Here is a 13,338-nt window from a genome sequence, read left to right as displayed (position 1 = left end):
GGGGCAAGAGCGGCGCTGATCTTGGCATTGCTGCTCCCGACCCCCGCGCTTGCCGACGGGATCGTCGACAACGTCAACGGTGTCACCATTGCCGACGGCGGACGCGTGATCCACTTCAAGGCGATTCTAGTCGACAAGGATGGTCGCGTCACGCGTCTCGTCCCCCCCGGCGAGGAGGCCCCCAAGCTGAGCCGCAAGGAATTGAAGAAGAACGCCGGCAAGCCGCTCTACGACTGGCGCGTCGACATGGGGGGTAAGACGGTGTTGCCGGGCTTCATCGACGCGCACGGCCATGTCCTCGAAATGGGCTTCGGCGCGCTGTCGCTCGACCTGTCGATGACCAAGTCGCTCGACGAGGCGAAGTCGCGGATCGCCGCCTACATCGCTGGTAATCCCGATCGCAAATGGGTCCTGGGCCGCGGCTGGAACCAGGAAGCGTGGGGGCTGGGTCGCTTCCCGACCGCCGCCGACCTGGAGTCGGTTTCCGGCGGCCACCCGATCTGGCTGTCGCGCGCCGATGGGCATGCCGGCTGGGCGAACCGCGAGGCGATGCGCGAGGCCGGGGTCACCGGCGCGACCGTATCTCCGGCGGGCGGACGGATCGAGAAGACCGGCGGCGCGCCCGCGGGCGTATTCGTCGACGGCGCGCAGGCGCTAATCGAGAAGATCGTGCCGCAGCCGCTTCCCAAGGAGCGCGATGCCGCGTTCCTGACCGCGCAACGCATCCTGCTGGGCTACGGCGTCACCGCGGTCGCCGACATGGGCACCACCCTCGACGACTGGCTCACCTATCGCCGGATGGCGGACATCGGCGGGCTTCGCGTCCGGATCATGAGCTATGCGATGGGCGTCGAAACCGCGAGCCGGATCGGCGGCAAGGGGCCGACGCCGTGGCTGTACAATGATCACCTGCGGATGGGTGGCGTGAAGCTCTACGCCGACGGCGCGCTCGGGTCGCGCGGCGCGTGGCTGCTGAAACCCTACTCGGACGCACCGGGCCAGTCGGGGCTCGGCTTCCTGACAGACGACCAGCTTCAGAATCAGATGAGCCGCGCGGCGATGGACGGGTTCCAAGTCGCGGTCCATGCGATCGGCGACAAGGCCAATCGGGAAGTGCTCGACGCGATCCAGGTCGAGAGCGAGACCTATACCGGCGATCGCCGCTGGCGGATCGAGCATGCGCAGATCGTCGATCCGACCGACCTGCCGCGCTTCGGCAAGTTCGGCACGATCGCCTCGATGCAGCCCACGCACGAAACCAGCGACCGGACGATGGCCGAGGCACGGTTAGGGCCGAACCGGTTGGCCGGCGCCTATGCGTGGAAATCGATGCTGACCAATGGCGCCAAGCTCGCCTTCGGGACCGACTTCCCGGTCGAGAAGCCCGATCCGTTCGCGACTTGGGCGGCAGCGTTCACGCGTCAGGATGCCGATGGTCAGCCTCAGGGCGGGTGGCAGCCACAGGAACTCGTCACGCGCGAACAGGCGTGGTGGGCGATGACCGGTGCGGCCGCCTATGCCGGGTTCGCCGAGAAGCAGTTCGGTGCGCTCGCGCCCGGCCAACGTGCGGACTTTATCGTCGTTGACCGTGATCCGACGATGGCCTCGCCGACCGACCTGCGCGCGATGAAGGTCAGCGAGACGTGGATCGGCGGGGAGAAGGTCTGGGTGCGCAAGTAACCGCGCGGGTTACTGGCGCATCCTGATCAACCCCTCCTGCGCGACGCTGGCGACGAGCCGGCCGTCGCGCGAGAAGATACGCCCGCGGTTGAACCCGCGGGCATGTCCGGACCACGGTGCGTCGCAGGCGTAGAGCAGCCAGTCGTCCGCGCGGAAATCCTCGTGCAGCCAGAGCGAATGATCGAGGCTCGCGGTCTGCAGCCCCGGCGTGATCCAGTTGACGCCGTGCGGCAGCAGCGCGGTACCGAGCAACGCCATGTCCGACGCATAGGACAGGATCGCGCGGTGCATCGCCGGATCGTCGCCGATCGGCGCGACGAGGCGGAACCAGTTGGCATGGGCCGCGGGTTGCGGAACGGGCTCGATCCAACTGCGCGGGTTGACCGGACGGATCTCGATCGGGCGCTGGCGCAGCATGTGCGCGCGGAACTTCTCGGGGATGCCGTCGATGCTCTCCAGGCGTAGCTCGCGATCGGAGCGCAGGTCTTCGGGCGGCGCGACATCGGGCATCGCATCCTGATGATGGAGTCCGTCCTCAGGCGTCTGGAACGACGCCGCCATGTTGAGGATCGGCTGCCCCTTCTGCATCGCGATCACGCGCCGTGTGGCGAAGCTCCGGCCCTCGAAGTCGCGCACCACGCGGTAGACGATCGGATAATCCTCGTTCCCCGGCCGCATGAAATACGCGTGCAATGAATGCGCGGCCTTGGGCGCCTCGGTCGATCGTTGCGCGGCCTGCAACGCCTGCGCGATAACCTGCCCACCGAACACGCGACCGACCCCGCCCGGCTGGCGCTTGCCGACATACAGGTCGGTGTCGACTTCCTCGATCTCGAGTAGGTCGACCAAGCCTTGTGCGAGTACTTCGGGCGTTACGTCGGCAGTTTCAGCAGGCATCTGACTTCCTTGTTCACCCGCGAAGGCGGGTGCCCAGACTAGGCCCCCGCCTTCGCGGGAGCACACCCTACGGTCAATACCCCGCGGCTACGGCCAACCGATCCGCATGGAAGTTCGCATCCCCGAACATCTCCGCCAGCACCCGCGCGCGCTTCATGTAGAAGCCGATGTCGTATTCGTCGGTCATGCCGATCCCGCCATGCATCTGCACGCCCTCCTGCACGCTGAGCGTCGTCGCCAGCGCGGTCATCGCCTTGGCCACCGACACCGCCTCGTCCGCACGATCGCTACCCTGGTCGAGCAACTGCTGCGCCTTGAGAACGGCGGCCCGCGCCACCTCCATCTCCGAATACAGATGCGCGGCACGGTGCTGGAGCGCCTGGAAGCTGCCGATCAGCGTCCCGAACTGCTTGCGCTCCTTCATATAGCCGATGGTCATGTCCATCGCCCCACTACCGACGCCGAGCAGTTCCGCCGAAGCGCCGGTCCGCCCTGCGCGGAGCAGGCGGTCGAGAGGCGTGCGCCCCGCATCGACCTCACCGATCACCGCATCCGCATCGACCTCGACACCCTCGAATTCCAACCGCGCGGCCAAGCTCGAATCAGCCAACCGCTCGGCGTTCGCGCTCAGTCCGGCAGCGTCCTTCGGCACGGCGAACAACGTGATGCCGTCCGTATCGTTGGCGCTGCCACCGGTGCGCGCCGCGACAATAATCAAATCAGCGGTGTGGCCATGCGTCACGAACCGCTTCGCGCCGGTCAGCTTGAACCCGTTGCCCGAGCGTTCGGCGGTCATCGCCACGGTGTCGCGGTGCTTGGCACCCTCGTCGATCGCCAGCGCCGCGACGGTCTCGCCGGCGATGATCCCCGGAAACCAGCGTTCGGCCTGCCCCGTGCCCTTGAGCGCTTCGACTGCGGCAACCGCGGTGGAGAGGAACGGGGAGGGGGACAGGTTCCGCCCGATCTCCTCCAGCACCACGCCCGCCTCGACATGGCCGAGCCCGAGCCCGCCCTGGTCCTCGCCGATCAGGATGCCGGTAAAGCCCATCTCGGCGAACTGCTTCCACAGGTCGCGTGAGAAGCCAGTCGCGTCGTCGGCATCGCGCAACGCCCGCATGTGGCTCACGGGAGCGTGCTCCGCGACGAAATCGCGAATGGTGTCCTGAAGGACGGTCTGGTCGTCGTCTAGATACAGTGGCATTCTGGTTCCCCCGCGGAGGCGGGGGCCCAGGAGCCCCACGCGCAGCGTTCGTGATTCTGGGCTCCCGCTTTCGCGGGAGAACGGTCAAAGGTCAGGCAGGCAGTTCCAGGATCCGTTTGGCGATGATGTTGAGTTGGATCTCGCTCGTCCCGCCCTCGATCGAGTTCGCCTTGGTCCGCAGCCACGACCGTGGGATCGCCCCGCCGCGCGACCGCTCGCTGTCCCATTCGAGCGCGTCCGAACCGCCCGCGGCCATCATCAATTCGTAACGACCCTTGTTCAGTTCGGTCCCGTAATATTTCATCATGCTCGGCTGAGCCGGGTGCGCCTTGCCCGCCTTTAACTCGTCGATGAACCGCTCGGACATCGCCCCGAACGCCTTCGCGCGCACCTCGAACAGCGCGATCGACGCGCGCAGTAACGGATCTGCGAGCCGCCCGTCATGCCCGAGGCCCACGGTTGCGATCGCGCCATCGATCAAGGGATTGCCGCCGCTCGATGCCAGCCCCATCCCCGAGATCATCTCGCGCTCATGCCCGAGCAGGTACTTCGCGACGTCCCAGCCCTTGTTCTCCTCGTAGACGCGGTTGACCTTGGGCACCTCGACATTGTCGAAGAACGTCTCGCAGAATGGCGAATTGCCGCTGATCAGTAGGATCGGCTTGGTCGACACGCCCGGCGAGGCCATGTCGAACAGCACGAAGCTGATCCCGCCCTGCTTCGACGTCTTGTCGGTGCGGACCAGGCAGAAGATCCAGTCGGCCTTGTCGGCATAGGACGTCCACACCTTCTGCCCATTGACGAGATAATGGTCGCCCTTGTCCTCCGCCGAGGTCGCGAGCCCGGCAAGGTCGGAGCCTGCATTCGGCTCCGAATACCCCTGGCACCAGCGGATCTCGCCCCGCGCGATCTTGGTCAGGTGGTGGAGCTTCTGCTCCTCGGTGCCGTATTTGAGTAGTGCCGGCCCGAGCATCGAGATCCCGAACGAATTGAGCGGGTTGCGCGCCTTTATTGCCGCCATCTCTTCGCGCAGGATCTTGGTTTCGGCGGGCGACAGACCGCCGCCGCCATAGGCCTTGGGCCAGTCGGGCACGGTCCAGCCCTTGGCGGCCATCTTGTCGAGCCACTCCTTCTGCGCCGGCGACGACGGCTTGAACTGCCGCCCGCCCCAGCAGACGTCGTCCTCCGAGCGCACCGGTTTGCGCATCTCGGGCGGGCAATTCTCCGCGAGCCACGCACGCGTTTCGGACCGGAAAGTATCGAGGTCGGACATCGGATCAGCTCCTGCTTAGTCGATTGCACAGCGCGGCGACGGCGATCGCGTCGTGGTCGCGGTAACGGTTGGTAATGACCTGCACGCCGATCGGCAGGCCGCGCGGGTCGGTCCCGACGGGCACGCTGGTCGCGGGCAGATTGGGGAAGGTGGCGAGGCCCGCCCAGGCGAACTGGACGCCGAACGGGGTATCCTCGCCATCGATCGACAGCGTGCGCCGCGCGACGTTGCGCTCGGCGATATGCGCGAAGGCGTTCACGCCGCTCGCCGGCGCGATCACCGCGTCGAACCGCTCGAACAGCGCGCCCCATGCGCGTTGCATCCGCGCCTGCGAGTCGAGCAGGTCGAACCAGTGCGACAGCGTCGCGACCTTGCCGTCGCGCGCGGGTCCGCCGCGGGTCATCGCGATGCCGAGCATCCGCATATAGTCGGCATGCTGAGCAGCGAGGTCGATCGGCGGGGGTGCGCTTGAAATGATGGCGCCGGCCGCGGCGAGGGCTTCACCGACGCGCCCGATCGCGCCGACGATCGACGAATCGACGCGTGCCGAGGGATGCGCGGTCAGCAACAGGATGCGCGGCCGGGAAAGGTCGACGCTCGGGCGAGACAGCGGAAGATCGGCTAGGACGTCAAGCGCAACGGCCAGATCCTCCGGATTGCGCGCCAACGGACCAATGACGCCAAGATTGGCGCTCGCCCCATCGGTGCCGGGCACGCGGTGGCCGAGATCGGACAAGGCGCCATAAGTAGGCTTGTGCCCCCAGACGCCACAGAACGCGGCCGGCACACGGATCGAGCCGCCGATGTCCGAGCCGAGCTCGAGCGGTACCATCCCCGACGCGAGCGCCGCCGCGGCACCACCCGACGATCCGCCGGGTGTCAGCGTCGGGTCGATGGGATGATTCGTCCGGCCATGAATCGGATTATCCGCCTGCCAGTCGCTCAGCCGCACCGGCACGTTGGTCTTGCCGAGGATCACCGCGCCCGCCGCCTTCAGCCGCGTGACGGCCACGGCATCGCGGTCGACGATATTGTCACGGTGGACCCCGACTCCCCAGCTGGTAGGCAAGCCGGCGACGTCGAACGATTCCTTGACCGTCATCGGGACGCCGAACAGCGGCCGGTCGTCCGGACCCTCCGCATCGAGCGCCCGCGCCGCCTCCCGCGCCCGCACGAAATCGCGGACGACGACGGCGTTGATCGCACCGTCGCAAGCCTCGATCCGCGCGATCGCCGCGTCGCACGCGGCGAGCGCGGTCGTCTCGCCCGCACGGATCGCCGCCGCCGTCTGGAGCGCGGACCGCTCCATCAGCGTGCGACCACCGGCAGGAAACGACCGCGACCGATCACTTCAACCGACCGCCCGATGCCGCGGCATCCTTCAGCGACTTCGCCACCGGGAACCCGTATTTCTCGAGCCCCGCGACAACCTTGGCCAAGCCCTCGGACTGCGCCCAGAACATCGGCCCGCCGCGGTACACCGGCCAGCCATATCCATAGATCCACACCACATCGACGTCCGACGCGCGCTGTGCCTTGCCCTCTTCGAGGATCAGCGCGCCTTCGTTCACCATCGTGTAGAGCGTCCGCACGACGATCTCCTCGTCGCTGATCTCGCGCGGCGTCACGCCGGATTTCTTGCGGAAATCGTCGATGATCTCCGTGACCCGCGCCGAGTTCGACGGCGTCCGCTTCTCGTCGTAATCGTAAAAGCCGGCCTTGGTCTTCTGGCCCCAGCGATTCTCCGCCGCCAGCGCATCGCGGATGTTCTCGATCCGGCTCGGATCGCGATGCCAGCCGATGTCGACGCCCGCGAGATCGCTCATCTGGAACGGCCCCATCGGCATCCCGAACGCGACATGGACCTTGTCGATCTGCTCCGGGCTCGCGCCTTCCAGCAGCAGCTTGGTCGCCTCGACCTGGCGCGGCATCAGCATGCGGTTGCCGATGAACCCGTACGTAACGCCGGCAACGACAGCGACCTTCTTGATCTTCTTCGCGAGCGCCATGACGGTCGCCAGCACATCGTCCGCGGTCTTGTCGCCGCGTACGACTTCGAGCAATTTCATCACGTTGGCGGGCGAGAAGAAGTGCATGCCGACCACGTCCTCGGGCCGCTTCGTGCAGGCGGCGATCGCGTCGATGTCGAGGTACGAGGTGTTCGACGCCAGGATCGCGCCCGGCTTGGCGATCGCGTCGAGCTTGGTGAAGATCTCCTTCTTCACCTCCATCGTCTCGTACACCGCCTCGATGATCAGGTCGCATTCGGCGAAATCGGCGAAATCGAGCGTCGGCTTCAGCGCGCTCATCGCTTGCTCGACCTGCTCGGGCTTGATCCGGCCCTTGGCGGCGGTCGCCTCGTAGTTCTTGCGCACGACGCCGGTGCCCCGGTCGAGCGCGTCCTGCTGCATCTCGACGATCGTCACGGGGATGCCCGCGGACAGGAAGTTCATCGAGATGCCGCCGCCCATCGTGCCCGCACCGATCACGCCGACGCGCTTGATCTCGCGGAGCTTGGTGTCCGCGGGGACGTCGTCGATCTTGGCGGCTTGGCGTTCGGCGAAGAAGATGTGGCGTTGTGCGGCTGACTGCACGCCCATCATGAGCTTCATGAACTCCTGGCGCTCGAACGCGATGCCCTCTTCGAAGCTCGATCCGTCGGCAGCCTTCTCGACGCAGGCGATGTTTGCGGCGGGCGCGTCGAAGTTCCGGAAGCGGCGCGCATTCTCCTTCTTGAACGCGGCCACGGCATCCGGATCGGCCTGCGCGGTCTTCTCGGACGCACGGGGCAGGGGACGCTTGGTCGCGATCTCGCGCGCGAAGGCGACGGCATCGGCCTCAAGCGAATCCTCACCGACGATCTTGTCGATCAGCCCGGCGTCGAGCGCCTTCTTCGCCGAGATCGGATCGCCCTTCGCGGTCATCTCCAGCGCGAGCTTCACGCCGGCGATCCGCGGGATACGCTGCGTGCCACCCGCGCCGGGGAGCAGGCCAAGCTTCACCTCGGGCGTGCCGATCTTCGCCGAGGGCACGGCGACGCGGTAATGGCAGCCGAGCGTCACTTCGCAGCCACCGCCGAGTGCGGTGCCGTGGATCGCGGCGACGACGGGCTTCGACGAGGCCTCGATCATGTCGACGACGGTCGGCAGGCCGGGCTCGACCATTTCCTTGCCGAACTCGGTTATGTCGGCACCCGCGAAGAACGTGCGGCCGTCGCAGCGGATCACCATCGCGGTGATGCTGTCGTCGTTAACGCCTTCCTTGATCGCCGCTTCGAGACCCTGCCGGACCGCGGCGCCGAGCGCGTTGACGGGAGGATTGTTCGAGATGATGACGAGCACGTCGTCATGGCGTTCGGTGCGGATCGGGCCAGTGGTCGTTGACGAGGTCATCATATTCTCCTTGTTCTCCTGCGAAAGCAGGAGCCCAGGGCCGCATCGGCAGCCCTGTGTGATACTGGACTCCTGCGTGCGCAGGAGAACGGAAACTCAGGTCATCGCCGCGTAGATCATCGTCTTCAGTTCGCGGCGGATGGGATAGAAACTGCTCGGCGAAAGCTGTGTCATGAACACCATCGACAGCCGCTCGACGGGGTCGACGAAGAACGCGGTCGAGAACATCCCGCCCCAGTAGAATTCGCCCTTCGACCCCGGCACCATCGTCTTCGCGACGTCGTCGGTGATCGCGAACCCGAGCCCGAAGCCGGTGCCCGCGTTTGACGCCTCGCTGAACAGCGACTTCGACATCGCCGCGAGATCGGATTTTCCGGGCAGATGGTTCTGCGTCATCAGGTCCAGCGTCTTGCGCCCGAGAATCCGCGCGCCGTCGAGTTCGCCCCCGTTCAGCAGCATCGTATTGAACCGGTGATAATCGAGCGCGGTCGAGACGAGCCCGCCGCCGCCGGACACGAGCTTGGGCTGCCGGCTCCACGCACTCTCCGCGCCGCGATCGTACATCACGCGGCCCTTGCCCGGCGCGAGCGTGTAGCAATCGGTCAACCGGTCGAGCTTGTCGGAGGGAACCTGGAAGAAGGTGTCGTCCATCTTCAGCGGCGCGAAGATGCGTGTCTTGAAGAACTGGTCGAGCGGCAGGCCCGACACGCGCTGCACGACCGCGCCGACCACGTCGGTCGCGACCGAATAATTCCACGCGGTGCCGGGCGAGAATTCGAGCGGGATCTTGGCCAGCGCGCCGATGAAGCCGTCGAGGTCATACCCGCCATGCCAGCCCTCGATCTTGCCGTCGCGGTAAGCGGCATCGACGTTCGAGCGGTTCTGGAAACTATAGGTCAGCCCCGAGGTGTGGCGGAGAAGGTCGACCATCCGCATCGGCTCCGCGGTCGGCCTGGTCACGAACGGCACGCCGCCCCCACCGCCATCATAGACGCCGATATCCTTGAACTCGGGCAGCACGTGGTGGACCGGTGTATCGACCGCGACGAGGCCCTGCTCGACCAGCATCATGAACGCGACCGAGGTGATCGGCTTGGTCATCGACGCGATCCGGAACAGCGATCCTTCGTCGACGCTCTTGCCGCCTTCGCGCGCCGCGCCCGCGTTCGAGAAATGGACGATCTCGCCGTCGCGCGCGATCAGCAATTGCGCGTTCGGCAGCTTGCCCGAATCGATATAGCGCGTCCGGAGCAGCGTATCGATCGCCGCCAACCGGCTCGCATCGAAGCCGTGCGCGGCAGGTTCAGCGATTTTCACGATTCGACCGTCCGTGCCATGACCCGCTCCATACCCCTAGTTCGAACTTGGTGCCTCTATTGCCTTGAGTGCGGCAGGAATCAACTATAACCTGTCTTCGAACAGGCGATAAGCCAAACCCGAAATTCAACTCTGGAGTCAACCGGTCTTGGCAAGCGAACCGATCATCGCAATCGATCCCTCCTGGCCGGCGATATCGCTCGCCGATGCCGAGCGAATGCTGACCGCGCCCGGCGCGAAGTTCGAGATGGAGATGCTGACGATCGACGGCATCGAGACGCGCATATGGAAGAACGCGCCGCCGTCGCTGCGCTGGCTGGCCGAGGCGGCGCGCGCGCATGGCGAGCGGGTCTTCACCGCATACGAGGACGAGCGCGTCACCTACGAGGCGAACTTTCGCGCGATCGCGGTACTGGCGCACCGGTTGCGCGAAATGGGAATCGGTCCCGGCGACCGCGTCGCGCTGGCGATGCGCAACCTGCCCGAATGGCCGGTTGCGTTCTTTGCGGGTGCGAGCATCGGCGCGATCATGGTGCCGCTCAATGCGTGGTGGACCGGCGCGGAGATGGAATACGGCTTAGCCGATTCGGGCGCGCGCGTGCTGATCACTGACGACGAGCGACATCATCGGCTGGAGGCGGCCTACGCGACGTTGCTGGCGCTGGAGCACGTGTTCGTCGCGCGGGCCGCGGAGCCGCTGACCGGGATCGTGACGCGGCTGGAGGACGTGATCGGCACCCCGCACGACTGGGCTGCACTACCCGATGTCGGCCTTCCGGAGGCAACGATCGCACCCGACGACGATGCAACGATCTTCTACACCAGCGGCACCACCGGCGCGCCCAAGGGGGCACTCGGCACGCACCGCAACATGATGTCGAACATCATGTCCGGCGGCTATTCCTCCGCCCGCTCGTTCCTGCGCCGTGGCGAGGCACCGCCGGAGCCGACGCCGCGCGTGACGCTGACGGTGATCCCGCTGTTCCACGTCACTGCCTGCTCGGCGGGGATGATGGGGGTGATCGCGACCGGCAGCACGATGATCTTCATGCGTAAATGGGACACGATCCGCGCGATGGAGATCATCGAGCGCGAGAAGGTCAACATCACCGGGGGCGTGCCGACGATCGCGTGGCAGTTGCTCGAGCATCCCGATCGTGGCCGCTACGACCTCTCGTCGCTCGAATCGATCGCCTATGGCGGCGCGCCCGCTGCGCCCGAACTGGTGAAGCGCATCCATGCCGAGTTCGGCGCGATGCCAGGCAATGGCTGGGGCATGACCGAGACGATGGCGACCGTCACGCATCACGGGGGTGAGGATTACCTCAACCGCCCAACCAGCGCGGGGCCACCAGTCGCGGCTGCCGACCTGAAGATCATGGCGGACGACGGCGTGACGGATGTGCCTCTGGGCGAGGTCGGCGAGCTATGGGCGCGCGGCCCGATGATCGTGAAAGGCTATTGGAATAAGCCAGACGCGACCGCATCGACCTTCGTCGACGGCTGGGTCCGCACCGGAGACTTGGCGCGGCTGGATGACGAGGGATTTTGCTACATAGTAGACCGCGCGAAGGACATGATCATTCGTGGCGGCGAGAACATATACTCCAGCGAGGTCGAGAACGTCCTCTACGCGCACCCCGCGGTGACCGACGCGGCGCTGATCGGCATTCCACATCGTATTTTGGGGGAGGAGCCCGCGGCGGTGGTGCACCTCGCGCCGGGTGCGGTGACGACCGAGGCGGAGTTGCAGAGCTGGGTGCGGCAACATCTAGCGGCGTTCAAGACGCCGGTCGCCGTGCGCTTCGTGCATGAGACTTTGCCGCGGAATGCGAATGGGAAGATCTTGAAGAAGGACCTGCAGGTGTTGTTTGCGGACCGGGTGGGGGTGGTGGCTTAGCCGCAGCATGCCTGGCCAGGCGCGCCTCCCCGGCGGAGGCCGGGGTCCAGTCGGGAAGGCCGTGGTAACGACGCGTTGTCCTACGTTAGCGACGTTCCCTAACTGGGCCCCGGCCTCCGCCGGAGTGGTGGTTGGGGTTGCGGCGCGCGATCGGTTCTAGCGCTTCGACCCTGCGACGACCGCATCGACCGCAGCCTTCCATCCCGCCAGTCGCGCCTGCCGCTCGTCCTCCCCTAGCGACGGCGTGAACGTCTCGACCTCGCCGCGCATGGCCGTCGCCTCCTCCGGCCCTCCGAACAGCCCCGCACCCACCCCAGCCAGCATTGCCGCGCCCAATGCGGTCGTCTCCGCAAATTTCGGCCGCTCGACCTCGATCGCCAGCAGATCCGCCATGTCCTGCGCCATCCAGTCGTTGGCGACCATGCCGCCATCGATTCGCAGGCTGTGCCAGTCGATGCCGTCGGCGGCGAAGGCGGTCTTCAGGTCGTGCGCCTGGTACGCCATCGCCTCTAGTGCCGCGCGGGCGACGTGCGCCTTGCCGGTGGCAAAGCTCAGTCCCGAAATGCTCGCGCGGGCGTCCGGTTCCCACCACGGCGCCCCGAGGCCGCTAAGGGCGGGGACGAGATACACGCCGCCGGTGTCGGGCACGCTGCGGGCCAGCGCTTCGGTTTCGGCCGCCGTGCCGATCAGGCCTAGCGTGTCGCGGAGCCACTGGACGAGGCTGCCGGCGACGAACACCGACCCCTCCAGCGCATAGGCGCGCTCGCCGCCGAGCTGCCACGCGACCGTCGACAGCATCCGGTGGCCCGAAGTCCGCGGTGTCGCTCCGGCGTGGGTGAGGATGAACGCGCCTGTGCCGAACGTTGCCTTCGTCTGGCCGGGTGCAAGGCAGGCCTGGCCGATCGCGGCTGCCTGCTGGTCGCCTGCGATGCCGCAGATCGGGATCGCCGCGCCGAATGCGGTCGTTTCGCCGAATCGTCCGGCGCAATCGACGATCTCGGGCAACGCCGCGCGCAGCACGCCGAACAGCGCGCATAGCCCGTCGTCCCAGTCGCCGGTGTGCACGTCCATCAAGGCGGTGCGCGAGGCGTTGGTGGCGTCGGTCACGTGCAACCCGCCGGTCAATTTCCAGATCAGCCAGCTGTCGACCGTGCCGATCGCAAGGCGCGCTCCCGCGTCGGCGAGCTGGGGCCATTCCCGGATGGCCCAGCCGATCTTCGAGGCGGAGAAATATGGGTCGAGGAGAAGACCGGTCTTGGCCTGGACCTCGGCTTCGTGGCCTTGGTCACGCAGGTGCCGGCAGGTCGCGGCGGTACGCCTGTCCTGCCAGACGATTGCGGGCGCCAGCGGTTCGCCGGTCACGCGGTCCCAGAAGACGATAGTCTCGCGCTGGTTGGTGATCCCAATCCCGGCGATCCGGTGCGCGCCGCCCGCCTGCGCGACCATCGCCGCGGTCACGCGGAGCGTCTTGCGCCAGATCTCGGCGGCGTCATGCTCGACCCAGCCGGCGCGGGGGTATTTCTGGTCGAGCGCGCGGGCTTCGCTGGCGATGCAGCGGCCGTCGGTGGCGAACAGCATCGCGCGGGTGGAGGTTGTGCCCTCGTCGATGACGAGAATTAGATCATTGGCGTCGTTCGGCATGCTTGAATGCTAGCCACGATTACGGGATGGGGAAACA

The 13,338-nt window shown here is 66.6% G+C and carries 9 protein-coding genes; 2 read left to right on the top strand and 7 right to left on the bottom strand.

Annotated elements, in window-relative coordinates:
* Window positions 1-21 precede the first annotated feature (21 nt).
* A complete protein-coding gene (locus tag C8J25_RS13520) occupies window positions 22-1,680 on the top strand; it encodes an amidohydrolase (RefSeq protein ID WP_244187090.1) in 1,659 nt (552 codons plus the stop codon).
* 9 nt (window positions 1,681-1,689) lie between these two features.
* Here the strand turns inward: C8J25_RS13520 and C8J25_RS13515 are convergent, their stop codons facing one another.
* From C8J25_RS13515 to C8J25_RS13490, 6 genes are all read right to left on the bottom strand, one after another.
* Window positions 1,690-2,577, bottom strand: a complete 888-nt coding sequence (locus C8J25_RS13515; RefSeq protein WP_107954884.1) for an acyl-CoA thioesterase — start codon at window positions 2,575-2,577, stop codon at window positions 1,690-1,692.
* 73 nt (window positions 2,578-2,650) lie between these two features.
* The gene (locus C8J25_RS13510) at window positions 2,651-3,778 is read right to left on the bottom strand and encodes an acyl-CoA dehydrogenase family protein (RefSeq protein WP_107954883.1); all 1,128 of its coding nucleotides are present in this window, start codon (window positions 3,776-3,778) and stop codon (window positions 2,651-2,653) included.
* 91 nt (window positions 3,779-3,869) lie between these two features.
* Window positions 3,870-5,051, bottom strand: a complete 1,182-nt coding sequence (locus C8J25_RS13505; RefSeq protein ID WP_107954882.1) for an acyl-CoA dehydrogenase family protein — start codon at window positions 5,049-5,051, stop codon at window positions 3,870-3,872.
* Window positions 5,052-5,055: 4 nt separating this feature from the next.
* Window positions 5,056-6,360 (bottom strand): amidase family protein, encoded by a 1,305-nt coding sequence (locus C8J25_RS13500; protein WP_107954881.1) that lies wholly within the window; start codon window positions 6,358-6,360, stop codon window positions 5,056-5,058.
* Window positions 6,361-6,397: 37 nt separating this feature from the next.
* A complete protein-coding gene (locus C8J25_RS13495) occupies window positions 6,398-8,443 on the bottom strand; it encodes a 3-hydroxyacyl-CoA dehydrogenase NAD-binding domain-containing protein (protein WP_107955026.1) in 2,046 nt (681 codons plus the stop codon).
* 96 nt (window positions 8,444-8,539) lie between these two features.
* Entirely contained in the window at window positions 8,540-9,760 is a 1,221-nt protein-coding gene (locus C8J25_RS13490) for a serine hydrolase domain-containing protein (protein ID WP_107954880.1), read from the bottom strand.
* A 148-nt stretch (window positions 9,761-9,908) separates the two neighbouring features.
* Here C8J25_RS13490 and C8J25_RS13485 point away from each other — a divergent pair, with 148 nt between their 5' ends.
* The gene (locus C8J25_RS13485) at window positions 9,909-11,660 is read left to right on the top strand and encodes a class I adenylate-forming enzyme family protein (protein ID WP_244187088.1); all 1,752 of its coding nucleotides are present in this window, start codon (window positions 9,909-9,911) and stop codon (window positions 11,658-11,660) included.
* A 156-nt stretch (window positions 11,661-11,816) separates the two neighbouring features.
* On the opposite strand, the gene glpK is transcribed toward C8J25_RS13485, so the two are convergent.
* Entirely contained in the window at window positions 11,817-13,301 is a 1,485-nt protein-coding gene (gene glpK, locus C8J25_RS13480; protein WP_107954879.1) for a glycerol kinase GlpK, read from the bottom strand.
* Window positions 13,302-13,338: the final 37 nt, after the last annotated feature.

Source organism: Sphingomonas faeni, assembly GCF_003053745.1.
Lineage (GTDB): Bacteria > Pseudomonadota > Alphaproteobacteria > Sphingomonadales > Sphingomonadaceae > Sphingomonas > Sphingomonas faeni.
The sequence above is the reverse complement of the archived record's forward strand: the minus strand, read 5'-3'. Positions and strand labels throughout refer to the sequence as shown.